General features: G+C 54.6%; 14 protein-coding genes and 4 tRNA genes. 2 read left to right on the forward strand and 16 right to left on the reverse strand.

The window, feature by feature from the left end:
- The first annotated feature begins 7 nt into the window (after window positions 1-7).
- Window positions 8-643, forward strand: a complete 636-nt coding sequence (locus ACU6HM_RS14025) for a LysE family translocator (RefSeq protein WP_250756338.1) — start codon at window positions 8-10, stop codon at window positions 641-643.
- 255 nt (window positions 644-898) lie between these two features.
- On the forward strand, window positions 899-1345 hold the full coding sequence (azu, locus tag ACU6HM_RS14030; protein WP_009464188.1) for an azurin: 447 nt from the start codon (window positions 899-901) through the stop codon (window positions 1343-1345).
- Window positions 1346-1501: 156 nt separating this feature from the next.
- Here azu and rpoC read toward each other — a convergent pair whose 3' ends face one another.
- From rpoC to ACU6HM_RS14110, 16 genes are all read right to left on the reverse strand, one after another.
- Window positions 1502-5764 (reverse strand): DNA-directed RNA polymerase subunit beta', encoded by a 4263-nt coding sequence (gene rpoC / locus ACU6HM_RS14035; RefSeq protein ID WP_022983338.1) that lies wholly within the window; start codon window positions 5762-5764, stop codon window positions 1502-1504.
- Window positions 5764-9876 carry a DNA-directed RNA polymerase subunit beta gene (rpoB, locus tag ACU6HM_RS14040; RefSeq protein WP_022983337.1) on the reverse strand — a complete coding sequence of 1371 codons (4113 nt, stop codon included), beginning with the start codon at window positions 9874-9876 and terminating at the stop codon, window positions 5764-5766. The genes rpoC and rpoB overlap by 1 nt, the downstream gene beginning before the upstream one ends.
- A 162-nt stretch (window positions 9877-10038) precedes the next feature.
- The gene (gene rplL / locus ACU6HM_RS14045) at window positions 10039-10416 is read right to left on the reverse strand and encodes a 50S ribosomal protein L7/L12 (RefSeq protein ID WP_003800851.1); all 378 of its coding nucleotides are present in this window, start codon (window positions 10414-10416) and stop codon (window positions 10039-10041) included.
- Window positions 10417-10495: 79 nt separating this feature from the next.
- The gene (gene rplJ, locus ACU6HM_RS14050) at window positions 10496-11020 is read right to left on the reverse strand and encodes a 50S ribosomal protein L10 (RefSeq protein WP_009464320.1); all 525 of its coding nucleotides are present in this window, start codon (window positions 11018-11020) and stop codon (window positions 10496-10498) included.
- 233 nt (window positions 11021-11253) lie between these two features.
- Window positions 11254-11949: a 50S ribosomal protein L1 gene (gene rplA / locus ACU6HM_RS14055; RefSeq protein ID WP_026484874.1), complete on the reverse strand. Its 696-nt coding sequence runs from the start codon at window positions 11947-11949 to the stop codon at window positions 11254-11256.
- 3 nt (window positions 11950-11952) lie between these two features.
- A complete protein-coding gene (gene rplK, locus ACU6HM_RS14060; RefSeq protein ID WP_009464323.1) occupies window positions 11953-12387 on the reverse strand; it encodes a 50S ribosomal protein L11 in 435 nt (144 codons plus the stop codon).
- Between the two features lie 67 nt (window positions 12388-12454).
- Window positions 12455-12988, reverse strand: a complete 534-nt coding sequence (gene nusG / locus ACU6HM_RS14065) for a transcription termination/antitermination protein NusG (protein ID WP_009464325.1) — start codon at window positions 12986-12988, stop codon at window positions 12455-12457.
- Window positions 12989-12997: 9 nt separating this feature from the next.
- Window positions 12998-13378, reverse strand: a complete 381-nt coding sequence (gene secE / locus ACU6HM_RS14070; protein ID WP_009464327.1) for a preprotein translocase subunit SecE — start codon at window positions 13376-13378, stop codon at window positions 12998-13000.
- Between the two features lie 45 nt (window positions 13379-13423).
- A tRNA-Trp gene (locus ACU6HM_RS14075) sits at window positions 13424-13499 on the reverse strand.
- Between the two features lie 95 nt (window positions 13500-13594).
- Window positions 13595-14785: an elongation factor Tu gene (gene tuf / locus ACU6HM_RS14080; RefSeq protein WP_009462422.1), complete on the reverse strand. Its 1191-nt coding sequence runs from the start codon at window positions 14783-14785 to the stop codon at window positions 13595-13597.
- Between the two features lie 43 nt (window positions 14786-14828).
- Window positions 14829-14903 (reverse strand) — tRNA-Thr (locus tag ACU6HM_RS14085).
- A 37-nt stretch (window positions 14904-14940) separates the two neighbouring features.
- A tRNA-Gly gene (locus tag ACU6HM_RS14090) sits at window positions 14941-15014 on the reverse strand.
- Window positions 15015-15070: 56 nt separating this feature from the next.
- Window positions 15071-15157, reverse strand: a tRNA-Tyr gene (locus ACU6HM_RS14095).
- 132 nt (window positions 15158-15289) lie between these two features.
- Window positions 15290-15592, reverse strand: coding sequence for a hypothetical protein (locus ACU6HM_RS14100; RefSeq protein ID WP_128831707.1), 303 nt, complete (start codon window positions 15590-15592; stop codon window positions 15290-15292).
- 156 nt (window positions 15593-15748) lie between these two features.
- The gene (locus tag ACU6HM_RS14105; protein WP_009462421.1) at window positions 15749-16687 is read right to left on the reverse strand and encodes a ParB/RepB/Spo0J family partition protein; all 939 of its coding nucleotides are present in this window, start codon (window positions 16685-16687) and stop codon (window positions 15749-15751) included.
- Between the two features lie 29 nt (window positions 16688-16716).
- Window positions 16717-17532, reverse strand: a complete 816-nt coding sequence (locus ACU6HM_RS14110) for a ParA family protein (RefSeq protein ID WP_021447168.1) — start codon at window positions 17530-17532, stop codon at window positions 16717-16719.

Raw genomic sequence — 17532 nt, forward strand, 5'->3', positions numbered from 1 at the left:
TACCGCCGTGTCCTTGTTCTTACTGATCGCCAGCACCCATTTCCTGGCCCTGCTCTCCCCCGGCCCCGATTTTTTCCTGATCGCCCGCAGCACCCTGGCCCATGGACGCTGGGTCGCAAGCGGAGCCTGTGCCGGTGTCGCCCTGGCCAATGGCCTGTACATCAGCCTGGCACTAACGGGCTTTGCCCGGATAAGCACTGGCAGCCCTCTCTTTGTGCTGCTACAGGGCGCTGGAGGGCTGTATTTACTGTACTTGGGCGTGAAATTCCTGCAGGTGGCCCATCACACTACTGGGCAATGGATCAAGGCCTCTGAAGCCTCTACAGGCGGCTGGTGGCATCACGCTCTGCTTGGCCTGCTCTCGGGGCTGCTGAATCCCAAGAACGCCTTGTTTTACGCCAGCCTGGCCTCTGTACTGGCCAGTAGCCGCGCTGGTACGGGCCTGCATATCTTGCTGGGTCTGTGGATGTTTTTAATTGTTTTACTCTGGGACTTGTTCATCACCGTTCTGATCGGGCACCCGCTCTGGCAGCAGCGTATACAAAAGCACTTGCCACGTATCGAACAGCTCTGTGGCCTGCTGTTGTGCCTGATCGCCGCTGCCGCCCTCTTCAACGTGGCTCAACACTTGGTCACAAACTAAACATTCCGAAAAGTGAAACCTGATCTGCACCGCCGTCAAGCTCTCTGAAGGTGATAGAGTGAGGCTGTTAGAGCCACATCAAACGATGGGAAAACAAATCATTTACGGTCTCGGACGCGGCGATATAAGCCGGTAAAATAGTCCGGGTCTTTGTTTTGTTAAGCACCTTGAGTGCGCTACAGTCTATGCTGTAAGACCGGAACAACACCCCCGTGTCCCGTTCCTTTTTTTGTCAGTTTTCAAGGAGTTACTAGAATGTTTGCCAAAATCGCTTTCACAGCCGTTCTTGGATTGGCCAGCGTGCCTGCTTTTGCTGCTTGCGACGTTACCATCGAAGGCAATGACTCCATGCAGTTCAACACCAAGAGCATCGTTGTTGACAAGACATGCAAGGAATTCACAATCAACCTGAAACATACTGGCAAGCTGCCTAAAGCAGCCATGGGCCACAACGTCGTTATCTCGAAGAAAGCCGATGAAAGCGCTGTTGCTACCGATGGCATGAAAGCCGGTCTGGACAACAACTACGTTAAAGCCGGTGACGAGCGCGTGATCGCTCACACTGACGTGATCGGCGGCGGTGAAAGCACCTCCGTAACCTTTGACGTCTCCAAGCTGAAAGAAGGCGAAGACTACGCATTCTTCTGCTCCTTCCCAGGTCACTGGAGCATCATGACTGGCGAAATCAAGCTGGGTAGCTAAGCGCATCCGCTTGTAGCCGCCAGGCGGCCATAAAAAATCCCCACGTGGCCTGGCCATGTGGGGATTTTTTTTAGCTCGAGCTATCTGGTTTTAACCGACTACCTGAAGGTAGCGGCCCACCCTGGATAAACAGGGTGGGGAACCACCAAGTCTTGCTTATTCCTGATCGCCCTCTGGGGCTGCAGGTTGCTGCTCGGGCTCGGAGGCGCCGGACACAAAGACCGGGTCTTCCGAAGGCTCAGGAGCCGACGCAAACGGGTTTTCCAGTTCACGGGCTGCTTTGCGCTCTGCCACTTCAAAGGCTTCTTTTTCCTTGCGGGCGGAATGGAAGGCCATACCGGTACCAGCAGGAATCAGACGACCCACGATCACGTTTTCTTTCAGACCACGCAGATCGTCGGTTTTGCCCATGATGGCCGCTTCAGTCAACACGCGGGTGGTTTCCTGGAAGGAAGCCGCCGAGATGAAGGAGTCGGTCGACAGCGAGGCCTTGGTAATACCCAGCAGCACGTTTTCGTACGTAGCTGGAATACCGTTTTCGGCCAGAACGCGATCGTTCTCGTTCAACAGTTCGGAGCGTTCAACCTGTTCACCCGTGATGAAGTTAGTATCACCGGCATCCACAATGTTCACGCGGCGCAGCATCTGACGAACAATCACTTCAATGTGCTTGTCGTTGATCTTCACACCCTGCAGACGGTAAACGTCCTGCACTTCGTTAACAATGTAGTTGGCCAGCTTCTCGATACCCTTCAAGCGCAGGATGTCGTGCGGATCGGCTGGGCCGTCCACAATCATCTCGCCCTTGTTCACCACTTGACCGTCGTGAGCCAGAACCTGTTTTTCCTTCGGAATCAGGAACTCGTGGCTGACGCCGTCCAGGTCGGTAATGACCAGACGCTGTTTGCCCTTGGTGTCCTTACCGAAGGAAACCGTACCCGTAACTTCGGCCAGCAGGCCGGCGTCCTTGGGCGAACGAGCTTCGAACAGTTCGGCCACACGTGGCAGACCACCGGTAATGTCTCGAGTCTTTTGCGATTCCTGGGGAATACGCGCCAGAATCTCACCCACGGACACTTGCTGACCGTCGCGAACGGTAATCAACGCGCCCACCGGGAAGGAGATATTGACCATGTGATCGGTACCAGCGATCTTGATCTCCTGACCTTGCTCGTTCAGCAGCTTGATCTGAGGACGCATGGTGATCTTGCCACCACGTGTCTTGGGAGTGATCACAACCAGAGTCGACAGACCGGTCACTTCGTCCACCTGACGAGCCACGGTCACGCCTTCTTCGATGTTCTCGAAGCGAACGGTACCGGTGTACTCGGACACGATAGGACGGGTCAGCGGATCCCAGCTTGCCAGACGCTGGCCAGCCTTGATGGCTTCACCATCGCCCACCGTAATGGTGGCACCGTAAGGCACTTTGTGGCGTTCACGTTCACGACGGTTGTCGTCAAAAATAACGATTTCACCGGAACGGGAGATCGCAACGCGTTCGCCCTTGGCGTTGGTCACATAACGCAGACCAATTTCAAAACCGACCGTACCAGCCGTCTTGGTTTCCACCGAGCTTGCCAGCGCTGCACGCGAAGCCGCACCACCAATGTGGAACGTACGCATGGTCAGCTGGGTACCCGGTTCACCGATGGACTGAGCAGCGATAACACCGATGGCTTCACCACGGTTAACCAGCATACCGCGGCCCAGATCGCGACCGTAGCAGCTTGCGCACAAGCCGTGACGGGTTTCGCAAGTCAGCGGAGTGCGGATCTTGACTTCATCAATACCCAGATTGTCGATCAGGTCGACCAGGTCCTCGTTCAGCAAGGTGCCGGCGGGGATAACCAGTTCCTGATTGTCAGGGTTGACGATGTCGGTCGAGGCCACACGGCCCAGAATCAGATCGCGCAGGGGCTCGATAACCTCACCACCATCCAGGATGGCTTTCATGGTGTAGCCGCCCTTGGTACCGCAATCGTCTTCGGTAATGACCAGATCTTGAGTCACGTCGACTAGACGACGAGTCAGGTAACCGGAGTTAGCCGTCTTCAAGGCCGTGTCGGCCAGACCCTTACGAGCACCGTGAGTCGAAATAAAGTACTGCAGTACGTTCAGACCTTCACGGAAGTTCGCGGTAATAGGCGTTTCAATAATGGAGCCATCAGGCTTGGCCATCAGACCACGCATACCAGCCAGCTGACGAATCTGTGCAGCCGAACCACGAGCACCGGAGTCCGCCATCATGTAGATGGAGTTGAAGGACTCTTGACGTACTTCTTCACCAAAACGGTTGATCACTGGCTCGGAAGCCAGCTGTTCCATCATGGCCTTACCCACGCGGTCACCGGCTTTGCCCCAGATGTCCACTACGTTGTTGTAGCGTTCCTGAGCGGTCACCAGACCCGAGGAGTACTGCTTGTCAATTTCTTTAACTTCGTTGCTAGCCTGAGCCAGGATGCTTTCCTTGACGACAGGCACAACCATGTCATTCATGGCGATGGAAATACCACCACGAGTTGCCAGACGGAAACCGGACTGCATCAACTTGTCGGCAAAAATCACGGTGGCACGCAGGCCGCAGCGACGGAAGGACTGGTTGATCAGACGCGAAATTTCTTTCTTCTTCAACGCACGGTTCAATGCGGTGAAAGGCATGCCCTTGGGCAGAATTTCTGACAGCAAGGCACGGCCAGCAGTCGTTTCGTAACGCTTGATGGTCTTGACCCACTCACCGTCTTCGCCCTTCTCGAATTCTTCGATACGGACGGTCAGACGAGTTTGCAGCTCGACTTCCTTGTTGTCGTAAGCGCGCTGAACTTCAGCCACGTCGGCCATGAACAAGCCTTCGCCCTTGCCGTTTACCAGTTCCCGGGTCGCATAGTACAGACCCAACACGATATCCTGGGAAGGAACGATGGATGGTTCGCCGTTGGCGGGGAACAGCACGTTGTTGGAGGCCAGCATCAAAGTGCGCGCTTCCAGCTGGGCTTCCAGCGACAGCGGCACGTGAACGGCCATCTGGTCACCGTCAAAGTCAGCGTTAAAGGCGGCACACACCAGAGGGTGCAGCTGAATCGCTTTACCTTCGATCAGGACCGGTTCAAAAGCCTGAATACCCAAACGGTGCAGCGTAGGCGCACGGTTCAGCATCACGGGATGCTCGCGGATCACCTCTTCGAGGATGTCCCACACCACCGGTTCCTGGCTTTCCACCAACTTCTTGGCTGCCTTGATGGTCGTAGCCAGACCCATCAATTCCAGACGGTTGAAGATGAAGGGCTTGAACAGTTCCAGCGCCATCAGTTTGGGCAGACCGCACTGGTGCAGCTTCAACTGAGGACCCACCACAATCACGGAACGACCGGAGTAGTCCACGCGCTTGCCCAGCAGGTTCTGACGGAAACGACCGCTCTTGCCCTTGATCATGTCGGCCAGGGACTTCAGTTGACGCTTGTTGGCGCCGGTCATGGCTTTACCGCGACGACCGTTATCCAGCAAGGAGTCCACGGACTCTTGCAGCATACGTTTTTCGTTGCGCAAGATGATGTCCGGTGCCTTCAGTTCCAGCAGACGCTTCAAACGGTTATTACGGTTGATAACGCGGCGGTACAGATCGTTCAGGTCGGAAGTCGCAAAGCGGCCGCCGTCCAGTGGTACCAGCGGACGCAGGTCCGGTGGCAGCACGGGCAGCACTTCCATGATCATCCAGTCTGGCTTGATGCCGGATTTCTGGAAGCCTTCCAGCACTTTCAAACGCTTGGAGATCTTCTTGATCTTGGCATCCGAGCCGGTGGCTTTCAGTTCGGCACGCAGGCGCTCGACTTCGCGATCGATGTCGATCGTACGCAGCAGTTCGCGCACCGCTTCCGCGCCCATCAGGGCGTGGAAGTCGTCACCGTACTCTTCAGTCTTGGCCAGGAAATCGTCATCGGACATGATCTGACCGCGCTTGAGCGGGGTCATGCCAGGTTCGATTACGCACCATGCTTCAAAGTACAGCACGCGCTCGATGTCACGCAGTGTCATGTCCAGCACCATGCCCAGACGGGATGGCAGGCTCTTCAGGAACCAGATGTGAGCAACCGGGCAGGCCAGTTCAATGTGACCCATACGCTCGCGACGCACCTTGGAGACGGTGACTTCAACGCCACACTTCTCGCAGATGACGCCACGGTGCTTCAGGCGCTTGTACTTGCCGCACAGACATTCGTAGTCCTTGATGGGACCAAAAATCTTGGCGCAGAACAGACCATCGCGCTCGGGTTTGAACGTGCGATAGTTGATGGTCTCTGGCTTGCGGACTTCACCGAAAGACCAGGACCGGATTTTCTCGGGCGAGGCGATGCCGATCTTGATGGCATCGAACTGCTCGTCCTGAGTGACTTGTTTAAAGAGATCGAGTAGCGCTTTCATTATTTACGCTCCAAATCCATGTCCAGGGACAAGGAACGGATTTCCTTGACCAGAACGTTAAAGGACTCCGGCATACCGGCGTCGATCACGTGGTCACCCTTGACAATATTCTCGTAGACCTTGGTACGGCCGGCGATGTCGTCGGATTTAACCGTGAGCATTTCCTGCAGGGTGTAGGCGGCGCCATACGCTTCCAGCGCCCAGACTTCCATCTCCCCGAAACGCTGACCACCGAACTGCGCCTTACCACCCAGCGGCTGCTGAGTAACCAGGGAGTACGGACCTGTCGAACGAGCGTGCATCTTGTCATCGACCAGGTGATGCAGCTTCAGGTAGTGCATGTAGCCTACGGTGACCATACGCTCAAAGGCTTCGCCGGTACGACCGTCAAACAGGCGAACCTGCGTGCGGTGTGGTGCCAGCTGCAGTTTTTCGGCGATGTCGTCAGGGTAGGCCAGACGCAACATCTGGTCGATTTCCTGCTCGGTTGCACCGTCGAACACTGGCGTAGCCAATGGCAGACCTTTCTGCAAGTTGGTGGCCATGTTCATCACTTCGTCGTCAGTCAACTCGTTGATGCGAGTCTTCTTGCCGGCAGTGTTGTAGACCTTGTCCAGGAACGCGCGCAGTTCGGAAACCTGCACGTTCTTTTCTTCTTGCATCATGTCGTTGATGCGGTGGCCAATACCCTTGGCAGCCCAACCCAGGTGAACTTCCAGAACCTGACCCACGTTCATACGCGAAGGCACGCCCAGCGGGTTCAGAACGATGTCCACAGGGGTACCGTCAGCCATGTGCGGCATGTCTTCCACGGGAACGATGCGGGAAACCACACCCTTGTTACCGTGACGGCCAGCCATCTTGTCACCAGGCTGCAGACGACGCTTAACAGCCAGGTAAACCTTGACCATCTTCAGCACGCCAGGAGGCAACTCGTCGCCTTGGGTGAGCTTCTTGCGCTTTTCTTCAAAAGCCAAGTCGAACTGGTGACGCTTTTGCTCCAAGGATTCCTTGGTGTGCTCCAGCACCAGTGCGTGTTGCTCGTCAGCCAGACGAATGTCGAACCACTGCCAGCGATCCAGATCGTTCAGGTAGTCAGCGGTCAGCTCGGTGCCCTTGGGCAGCTTGCGTGGACCACCGTTGACGGTTTTGCCGACCAGGAACTTCAAGGCACGGTCAAAGGCGTCGTCTTCAACGATTTGCAGCTGGTCGTTCAGGTCCTGACGGTAGCGACGCAGTTCATCATCAATGATGGACTGAGCACGCTTGTCACGCTCGATACCTTCACGGGTAAAGACTTGAACGTCGATCACCGTACCGACCATGCCCGAAGGCACGCGCAGGGAGGTGTCTTTAACGTCAGAGGCTTTTTCACCAAAAATGGCGCGCAGCAGCTTTTCTTCCGGAGTCAGCTGAGTTTCACCCTTGGGTGTCACTTTACCGACCAGCACGTCGTCGGCACGCACTTCGGCACCGATGTACACAATGCCGGAATCGTCCAGACGGTTCAGCTGAATTTCGGACAGGTTGCTGATATCGCGGGTGATATCCTCAGGTCCCAGCTTCGTGTCACGGGCAACAACCGTCAACTCTTCGATGTGAACCGACGTGTAGCGATCGTCAGCCACGACCTTCTCGGAGATCAGAATCGAGTCCTCGAAGTTGTAGCCGTTCCAGGGCATGAAGGCGATCAGCATGTTCTGACCCAGAGCCAATTCGCCCAGGTCAGTCGATGCGCCGTCAGCCAGCACGTCACCACGAGCCACGATATCGCCACGTTTGACGATAGGACGCTGGTTGATGTTGGTGTTCTGGTTGGAACGGGTGTACTTGGTCATGTTGTAGATATCTACACCGACCTCGCCAGCCACGTTCTCGTCATCGTGTACGCGAATAACCACGCGCTGTGCGTCAACGTCTACAACCACACCGCCACGACGGGCCTGTACGGTGGTACCCGAGTCAACAGCAACAGTACGTTCGATACCGGTACCGACCAAAGGCTTCTCAGGGCGCAGGCACGGAACTGCCTGACGCTGCATGTTGGCGCCCATCAGTGCTCGGTTGGCGTCATCGTGCTCCAGGAACGGAATCAGCGAAGCAGCCACAGACACGATCTGCGAAGGAGCAACGTCCATGTAATGGATGTTCTCTGGCGCAGTCATCATGGTTTCGCCAGCTTCACGGCAGGCAACCAGATCGTCAGCAAAGGCACCGTCTTCGGTCAACTCGGCGTTAGCCTGAGCGATGACGTAATTGCTTTCTTCAATAGCCGACAGGTAATCGATCTGTTCACTGACCTTGCCGTCAACAATCTTGCGGTAAGGCGTTTCCAGGAAACCGTACTCGTTCAGACGAGCGTACAGCGCCATGGAGTTGATCAGACCAATGTTTGGACCTTCAGGCGTTTCAATCGGGCACACGCGACCGTAGTGGGTTGGATGCACGTCGCGCACCTCAAAGCCCGCACGTTCACGAGTCAGACCACCAGGGCCCAGTGCCGAAACACGACGCTTGTGCGTGATCTCGGACAGCGGGTTGGTTTGGTCCATAAATTGCGACAGCTGGCTGGAACCGAAGAACTCCTTGACAGCCGCAGAGATGGGCTTGGAGTTGATCAGATCGTGCGGCATCAGGTTTTCGGTCTCGGCCTGGCCCAGACGTTCCTTGACGGCACGTTCCACACGCACCAGACCGGCGCGGAACTGGTTTTCAGCCAATTCGCCCACGCAACGAACACGACGGTTACCCAGGTGATCGATATCGTCGATCTGACCGCGGCCGTTACGCAGATTCACCAGCACCTGAATGGTGTCCAGAATGTCTTCGTCGGTCAGGGTCATGGGACCTTCAATGCTGTCACCACGGCCCAGACGGCTGTTCACCTTCATGCGACCCACGCGCGACAAGTCGTAGGACTCTTCGCTGTAGAACAGACGGTTGAACAAAGCCTCAACCGCTTCTTCGGTTGGTGGCTCGCCGGGACGCATCATGCGATAGATCGCGATGCGGGCAGCATTGGAATCCGCTGTTTCGTCCGTGCGCAGGGTCAGGGAGATAAAGCCGCCCTGATCCAGTTCGTTGACGTACAGGGTCTCGAAATCACGCACATTGGCTGCGCGCATTTCAGCCAGAATGGATTCGGTAATTTCGTCGTTGGCGTTGGCAATCACCTCGCCGGTTTCGGCGTTGATGATGTTCTTGGCCAGCACACGACCCAGAAGGAAATCTTCCGGGATGGAAATGTATTCGATCTTGGCTGCTTGCAGGTCGCGCAAATGCTTGGCATTGATACGCTTGTCCTTTTCAACCAGTACGCGACCATCACGGTCGGTAATGTCGAAACGGGCAACCTCGCCCTTCCAGTGTTCTGGAACGAATTGCAGCTTGCCACCTTCCTGGTGCAGTTCGATGTGATCGAACTCGAAGAAGTGGGCCAGGATCTGTTCTGGCGTCAGGCCAATGGCCTTCAGCAAGATAGTCACAGGCATCTTGCGACGACGGTCGATACGGAAGAACAGAATGTCCTTGGGATCGAACTCGAAGTCCAGCCAGGAACCACGGTAAGGAATCACGCGAGCCGAGAACAGCAACTTGCCCGAGCTGTGCGTTTTACCGCGGTCGTGTTCAAAGAACACGCCGGGGGAACGGTGCAGCTGGGAAACGATGACTCGTTCGGTACCGTTGATCACAAAAGAGCCGTTATCAGTCATCAGGGGCATTTCGCCCATGTAGACTTCTTGCTCTTTTACTTCCTTGACGGTAGGCTTGCTCACCTCGCGGTCCATGAGGACCAGACGAACCTTCGCCCGCAAGGGGGAAGCATAGGTCAAACCACGAAGTTGACACTCTTTGACGTCGAACACCGGCTCGCCGAGCGTATAGCTCACGAACTCTAGCCGCGCCATTTGGTTATGGCTTACTATTGGAAATATGGAACTGAAAGCTTCCTGCAAGCCTTCAACCTTACGCTGAGAAGGCAGCGTGTCCTTCTGCAAGAAGGTTCTGAAAGAATGCAGCTGGGTAGCCAACAGGTAAGGAACCTGCTGTACGTCTTCACGTTTGGCGAAGCTCTTGCGTATGCGCTTTTTTTCGGTGTACGAATAAGGCATGAGCACTCCGACTCAAGGGTTACACGGACCGTCAACCACGGCCCTGGTTTACGACTCTAAAAAACCCGACTTTCTACAATACTAATTAAAAATCATGGGTTTTCTGGAAACGCAAAAGCCCGGGAAGGCTTGAAACGCATTCCCGGGCATCTATCGATACTCTTACTTGAGCTCGATCTTGGCGCCAGCTTCTTCCAGCTTCTTCTGAGCGTCTTCAGCATCAGCTTTGGACAAGCCTTCTTTAACAGCCTTAGGAGCACCGTCAACCAGGTCTTTGGCTTCTTTCAGGCCCAGACCGGTGATTTCGCGCACGACTTTAATGACGCTAACTTTGTTTGCGCCAACGTCAGCCAGGAACACGGTGAACTCGGTTTGCTCTTCAGCGGCAGCAGCAGCGCCACCAGCAGCAGGAGCTGCAACAGCAACAGCGGCGGCAGCAGCCGACACACCGAATTTTTCTTCCATTTCTTTGATCAGCTCGGACAGTTCGAGCACGGACATTGCGCCGATGGCGTCAAGGATTTCAGCTTTAGTAGCCATTTTTAAGAACTCCAGATATTAGGTAAATGCCAGGTTTGGTTGTCGTTCGCAACGACGAAGTTTCCTGAAGGAAAACTGCTTACGCAGCTTCTTTCTGATCGCGCACAGCCGCCAGGCCGCGAACAAACTTGGTGGGAACTTCGTTAAGCGTACGCACAAAAGTAGCGATAGGTGCTTGCATGGTGCCCAGCAGTTTCGCCAGCAATTCTTCGCGCGAGGGCATTGTGGCCAGAGCCTTAACACCATCAGCATTCAGAACGCTATTGGGCAGCGCACCGCCCATGATGACCAATTTGTCATTGGTCTTGGCAAAATCTGCAACGACTTTCGCCGCAGCAACGGGATCTTCACTGATGGCGTACATCAGAGGACCCACGAGCTGGCTGGAGATACCGTCAAACGAGGTACCTGCCAACGAACGACGAACCAGGGTGTTTTTCAACACACGCAGGTAGACGCCAGACTCACGCGCTTTTTTGCGCAATACGGTAGCAGAAGCGACGTCCAGACCACGGTACTCGGCGATAATGATCGATTGGGCCTTTGCCAGTTCGGCAGTGACTTCTTCGATGACTACCGCTTTCTCTTCACGATTGAGACTCACGGTTGAACACTCCTTCAAACGATGTCGGGAAGGCTTCCCAACATCAACCGAATGCGGCGCACCTGGACGAGTTCTATAACGAATTCTTCCACGGGCGCCGTCTACGTTGGATGGGACGTTCTGCCCCGATTAAGCAGTGAGATGACAAGTCAGCCAACTGCTCCAACGGTCTTTGACAGCAGTGACCCTGTAAACAGGATCACAGCCCAAAGTTCTTTTTTTCTAACTGTTGATTAAACAGTCAGAGATGCAATTTCAACACGTGCACCGCCACCCATGGTGGAGGACACGGCAACCTTGCGCAGGTAAACACCCTTGGCAGCGGCTGGACGAGCCTTGTTCAAGGCGTCAACCAGGGCAACCAGGTTGGTCTGCAGCTGTTCAACGTTGAACGAAGCGCGACCAATGGTGCTGTGAATGATACCGGCCTTGTCAGTACGGTATTGAACTTGACCAGCCTTGGCGTTCTTAACAGCCGTAGCAACGTCAGGAGTCACAGTACCAACCTTGGGGTTTGGCATCAGGCCACGAGGACCCAGAACCTGACCCAGGGTACCGACAACACGCATGGTGTCAGGCGAAGCGATCACAACGTCAAAGTCCATTTGACCGGCCTTGATTTGCTCAGCCAGGTCGTCCAGGCCCACGATGTCAGCACCCGCTTCACGAGCGGCGTCGGCTTTTTCGCCTTGGGCGAAAACGGCAACACGCACGGTTTTACCGGTACCAGCAGGCAGAACCACGGAACCACGGACCAGTTGGTCGGACTTACGAGGATCGATGCCCAGCTGAACAGCGATATCGATGGATTCGTCGAACTTGGCAGTGGCAGTATCTTTCACCAGGGCCAGAGCTTCGGCCACAGGGTAGAACTTGTTGCGGTCGATCTTGGCAGCAATAGCGGCTGCGCGTTTGCTTACTTTAGCCATGACTTACACCACCCCTTCAACGTTGATGCCCATGCTGCGAGCGCTACCAGCGATGGTACGCACAGCGGCGTCCAGATCGGCAGCGGTCAGGTCGGGTTGTTTGGTCTTGGCGATTTCTTCAGCCTGAGCGCGGGTCAGCGTACCGACTTTATCCACGTTAGGACGTGCAGAACCGGATTTGATACCAGCAGCCTTTTTGATCAGGATGGTTGCTGGAGGAGTCTTCATGATGAACGTGAAGCTCTTGTCAGCAAAAGCGGTGATCACCACAGGAATTGGCAGACCGGGTTCCAGACCCTGTGTCTGGGCGTTGAACGCCTTGCAGAATTCCATGATGTTCAGACCGCGCTGACCCAGCGCTGGACCGATTGGAGGGGATGGGTTTGCCTTACCAGCTGGGACTTGCAGCTTGATAAAGCCGACGATTTTCTTCGCCATGCTTAGCTCCTTGCGGGTGATGACGCCTGGCACATGATGCGACAGGCTTCCCGGGGGTTGTAATTAATCAGGTCTTTTCGACTTGATCGAAATCGAGTTCAACGGGGGTGGCGCGACCGAAAATAGTAACGGTGACACGAACCTTGTTTTTCTCGTAGTTAACTTCTTCGACGTTACCGTTAAAGTCTGCAAACGGACCGTCCTTGACGCGTACCAGTTCGCCAACCTCGAACAGCACTTTGTGCCGTGGCTTCTCAACGCCCTCTTCCATTTGCGACAGGATTTTTTCCACTTCGCGCTCGGAGATGGGAGCGGGACGGTTACCGGAACCGCCCAAAAAGCCGGTGACTCGCGGCGTACTTTTTACCAAGTGCCAGGTTTCGTCGGTCAAGGCCATCTCGACCAGAACGTAACCAGGGTAAATACGTCGCTCTGTAATTGATTTCTTGCCGTTCTTTACTTCAACGACTTCTTCCGATGGAACCAGAATGCGACCAAACGCTTCTTGGAGATCAGCGCGTTCAATGCGCTCCACCAGAGCCTTGTGCACGCTTTTTTCCATGCCGGAATAAACGTGAACCACATACCAGCGTTTGCTCATGTGTGCCCTTTATTTCCAGCCCAGCAACAGGCCATAAATGATCCAGCCGAGCCCTTTGTCAATCAGCCACAACAAGATGGCCATAACGGCAACAAACACAAAGACGATACCCGTCATTTGCGTTGCTTCTTTACGGGATGGCCAGTGAACGCGACGCACTTCCGTGTAGGCATCACGAGAAAAAGCGACCAGGCGGCGGCCTGTATCGCTAAACCAGATGATCAATACGGCGACGATTAAGCTGGCAACAAATACCCCAGCGCGAACCAGTGAATTTTGGCCATCCAGAACGGAATAGCCAACAATACCGGCGGCGACGACTAGGACCGCTAGGCCCAGCTTGATGCGCTCGGAACCTCGGTTAACGGTTTCTACGTTGGTATTCGACATATTCCGACGAGTGACGCCACGCGAGGTGGTGGCGAGTGACTGTGGTGGCAGGGGCAGAAGGAATCGAACCCTCAACCTTCGGTTTTGGAGACCGACGCTCTGCCAATTGAGCTATACCCCTATACCTTGACAAACCGTAGCGCGCTACTTTGCTACGTTTGGCTTTTAGGCAAAAGAGGATATTAACCTCTTTCGCCCAAAATTACTACTCTTTTTTTACTTGATGATTTTTGCAACCACGCCAGCGCCAACGGTACGGCCGCCTTCGCGAATAGCGAAGCGCAGACCTTCTTCCATGGCGATAGGAGCGATCAGGGACACTTTCATCGAAATGTTGTCGCCTGGCAGAACCATTTCCTTGTCTTCTGGCAGCTCGATGGTGCCGGTCACGTCAGTCGTACGGAAGTAGAACTGAGGACGGTAGCCCTTGAAGAAAGGAGTGTGACGACCACCTTCTTCTTTGGACAGAATGTACACCTCGGCATCGAAGTCCGTGTGTGGCTTGATCGAGCCTGGCTTGGCCAGAACCTGACCACGTTCCACGTCTTCACGCTTGGTACCACGCAGCAGCAGACCGACGTTATCGCCAGCTTCGCCCTGGTCCAGCAGTTTGCGGAACATTTCAACGCCGGTACAAATGGTCTTGACCGTGTCTTTGATACCCACGATTTCGATTTCTTCGCCGACCTTGATGATGCCGCGCTCAATACGACCGGTCACAACCGTACCACGGCCGGAGATCGAGAACACGTCTTCAACAGGCATCAGGAACGTACCGTCAACGGCACGCTCAGGCGTAGGAATGTAGCTGTCCAGCGCTTCGGCCAAAGCCAGAACGGCTTGGCTGCCCAGTGGGCCTTCGTCGCCTTCCAGAGCCAGTTTGGCCGAACCCTTGATGATCGGGGTGTCGTCGCCAGGGAAGTCGTACTTGGACAACAGTTCACGAACTTCCATTTCAACCAGTTCGATCAGCTCTTCGTCATCAACCATGTCGGCCTTGTTCAGGAACACGATGATGTAAGGAACGCCAACCTGACGGCTCAGCAGGATGTGCTCGCGAGTCTGGGGCATTGGGCCGTCAGCAGCCGAGCAAACCAGAATAGCGCCGTCCATCTGGGCAGCACCGGTAATCATGTTCTTGACGTAGTCAGCGTGGCCGGGGCAGTCAACGTGAGCGTAGTGACGGTTAGGCGTTTCGTACTCAACGTGCGACGTGCTGATGGTGATACCACGTGCTTTTTCTTCAGGGGCGTTGTCGATCTGCGAGTAATCGCGCGCTTCGCCGCCGTATGCCTTGGACAGAACCGTGCAGATTGCAGCGGTCAGAGTGGTTTTACCGTGGTCAACGTGACCGATAGTACCGACGTTGACGTGCGGTTTAGTCCGTTCAAACTTGCCTTTAGCCATGGCAGACTCCTGAAGGGATAGAACGATATAGAGAAGAGAGATGTGGTGCCCATGACGCGGATCGAACGCGTGACCTCTCCCTTACCAAGGGAGTGCTCTACCACTGAGCCACATGGGCATTCAACTTCAGCCGAGAGTGGCTAAAGATTTTTACCTGGAGCGGGTGAAGGGGATCGAACCCTCGTCTTAAGCTTGGAAGGCTTCTGCTCTACCATTGAGCTACACCCGCAGACTTTTCTTCACCCTCTCCTAAAGTCGCCTTGCTGGCTGACTCTAGAAAAGTGCTGGTGGTGGGAGTTGGATTCGAACCAACGTAGGCGCAGGGCCAACAGATTTACAGTCTGCCTCCTTTAACCACTCGGACATCCCACCCGAAGCGAAAATCGAATTATGGACATGTTTTAAGAGGTCGTCAAGCCTTTTGGGAATAAAACTGAATAATTCGATGAATTTTTTAAAAAAACTGGATTTTGGGTGCTTTTCTTACTGGTTTTGTCACTGTTTTCAGGCGTCAGACATGCCGCTTTTGAATGCTTTCAAAACTGGGAAATCACGGTGAAATACGGGTAAACACATAGATTTTTTTCTGTTTTCAGCGCTTATTTTTGTAAGCAAAAGATACGAAACCGGATTTTTCACTTTTAATCCGGCTCTCGGACGTCTTCCCTGCTCTGTTCCCTGACTTGCTTGGAGTTCCTCTTGCTGTTTTCCACTGGCCGGGGCACAAGCACCATGCAGCCATGAACTACCTCCAGAAAGAAGCTTGGATTGCTGATGAACTTTACTTAGGAAGGAGCAATCCATCATTCCAGAAGTTGTTCCAGTTCAGCTCCCACCAACTGCTTCTTTTTTTTCAGCCAAATACTGCTCAGTAGCAGAACACGGGGCATGGCAAAGAAAAAGCCGACCTCAGGTCGGCTTTCTACATCAACTGCATCGCTTTCAGCGTGGCGCGGGCCTGACTTAATCGTCCGTTTGCTCCAACAAAGACGACAGCCCCTGCTTTTCCAGCAAAGCATTCAAATGCTCCCAGCCATGGAAAGCAATCTGCAACTGGCCCTTGTCCTTGGCACCGACCTTCAAGGTCACCTTGGTACCCAGGTGGTCAGACAGCACCTTTTCAAAGCGCTGTACGTCGCCATTGCGGTTCGCCTTGCTCTGGGCCTGCTTGCTGGCAGGCTCGTCATCCTCGTGCAAAGCACGGGCGACCAGCTTCTCGGTTTCACGCACCGACAGACGGCGGGCAATCACCTCGTTGGCCAACATGATCTGACGGGCAGCGTCCACAGCCAGCAAGGCACGAGCGTGACCCATATCGATGTCGCCGGCCAGCAGCATGATCTGCACAGGCTCTGCCAGGTTGATCAGACGCAGCAGGTTGCTGGTAGTCGAACGCGAGCGGCCAATCGCCTGAGCCGCCTGCTCATGAGTCAGACCGAACTCGTCCAGTAAACGCTTCACACCTTGCGCCTCTTCCAGCGGATTCAGATCTTCACGCTGGATGTTCTCGATCAGTGCCATGATGGCGGCGTTCTCGTCGCCTACCTCGCGCACCAGAACGGGCACTTCTTCCAGACCAGCAATTTGCGACGCACGGAAACGACGTTCACCGGCGATGATTTCGTATTTGCCCTTGTCCTTACCAGACAGAGGACGCACCAGAATAGGCTGCATCACGCCTTGTGCGCGAATGGACTCGGCCAGCTCGTTCAAGGCGCCCTCGTCCATGCGAGTACGCGGCTGATACACCCCAGCCTTGAGCAGTTTGACGGGCAGGTTGGAAGGTGGGCCATCGCTCACCGTCGCTTCGCCCTTTTTCCCGATGGTTGCGATAGCGCCTGCGTCTGCGCCGAGCAAGGCATCCAAGCCTCGACCTAGACCTTTTGGTTTTCGTGTAGCCATGCTTACATTCCTATTGATTCTTGTGTGCCTTATGCCTTGTCGCTGCGGGATTCTTTCTTCAAGCGCTTGATCAGCTCTTTACCAAAGTCCATATAGGCCTTGGCACCCCGGGAGTTCTTGTCATACACAATACCTGGCATACCGTGGCTTGGCGCTTCAGCCAAACGTACGTTACGTGGCACCACCGTCTTGAACACCTTATCGCCAAAGTGTGTCTCGATCTGATTGGAGACTTGCTGCTGCAAAGTTACGCGGCCATCAAACATCACCCGCAGCAAACCAATCAACTCCAAATCCGGGTTGATATTGCGATAGACCCGTTTAACCGTGTTGACCAGATCCGACAGCCCTTCCAGCGCAAAGTACTCGCACTGCATGGGGATGATGACCCCGTGAGCACTGGCCAAACCATTTAACGTCAGTAAGGACAAGGTAGGCGGGCAGTCGATCAGCACAAAATCGTAATCGTCCAACACCTGAGCCAGAGCCTGTTTAAGTTGTTGCTCACGCTCTTGCATCTGGATCAGGTCGATTTCTGCGCCCGACAGCTCCCTATTGGAAGGCAAGACGTCATAGCCACCTGTTTCTGAATGTATCTTTACGTTAGCAATGCTTTCGTCGCCAATCAGCACTTGGTACAAATTACCAGACAGGCTGTTTTTATCAATACCACTACCCATGGTGGCATTGCCCTGAGGATCCAGGTCAATCAATAAAACCTTTTTCTTCAGCACAGCAAGAGCAGCTGCCAAATTAATTGCTGTGGTCGTCTTGCCAACCCCGCCCTTTTGGTTCGCAATACAAAACACATAGGCACGGGGAGATTTATCGTCTTTTTTACTCAT

Source organism: Alcaligenes sp. RM2, assembly GCF_052931795.1.

Excerpts from the sequence above, each read along its gene's own strand:
- ACU6HM_RS14105 (WP_009462421.1), bottom strand. The coding sequence starts at position 16,687 with ATGGCTACACGAAAACCAAAAGGTCTAGGTCGAGGCTTGGATGCCTTG.
- rpoB (WP_022983337.1), bottom strand. The coding sequence starts at position 9,876 with ATGCCTTATTCGTACACCGAAAAAAAGCGCATACGCAAGAGCTTCGCC.
- ACU6HM_RS14110 (WP_021447168.1), bottom strand. The coding sequence starts at position 17,532 with ATGAGTAAAAAAGACGATAAATCTCCCCGTGCCTATGTGTTTTGTATT.
- rplL (WP_003800851.1), bottom strand. The coding sequence starts at position 10,416 with ATGGCTACTAAAGCTGAAATCCTTGACGCCATCGGCGCAATGTCCGTG.
- rpoC (WP_022983338.1), bottom strand. The coding sequence starts at position 5,764 with ATGAAAGCGCTACTCGATCTCTTTAAACAAGTCACTCAGGACGAGCAG.
- secE (WP_009464327.1), bottom strand. The coding sequence starts at position 13,378 with ATGTCGAATACCAACGTAGAAACCGTTAACCGAGGTTCCGAGCGCATC.
- ACU6HM_RS14100 (WP_128831707.1), bottom strand. The coding sequence starts at position 15,592 with ATGATGGATTGCTCCTTCCTAAGTAAAGTTCATCAGCAATCCAAGCTT.
- rplK (WP_009464323.1), bottom strand. The coding sequence starts at position 12,387 with ATGGCGAAGAAAATCGTCGGCTTTATCAAGCTGCAAGTCCCAGCTGGT.
- nusG (WP_009464325.1), bottom strand. The coding sequence starts at position 12,988 with ATGAGCAAACGCTGGTATGTGGTTCACGTTTATTCCGGCATGGAAAAA.
- rplA (WP_026484874.1), bottom strand. The coding sequence starts at position 11,949 with ATGGCTAAAGTAAGCAAACGCGCAGCCGCTATTGCTGCCAAGATCGAC.
- azu (WP_009464188.1), top strand. The coding sequence starts at position 899 with ATGTTTGCCAAAATCGCTTTCACAGCCGTTCTTGGATTGGCCAGCGTG.
- tuf (WP_009462422.1), bottom strand. The coding sequence starts at position 14,785 with ATGGCTAAAGGCAAGTTTGAACGGACTAAACCGCACGTCAACGTCGGT.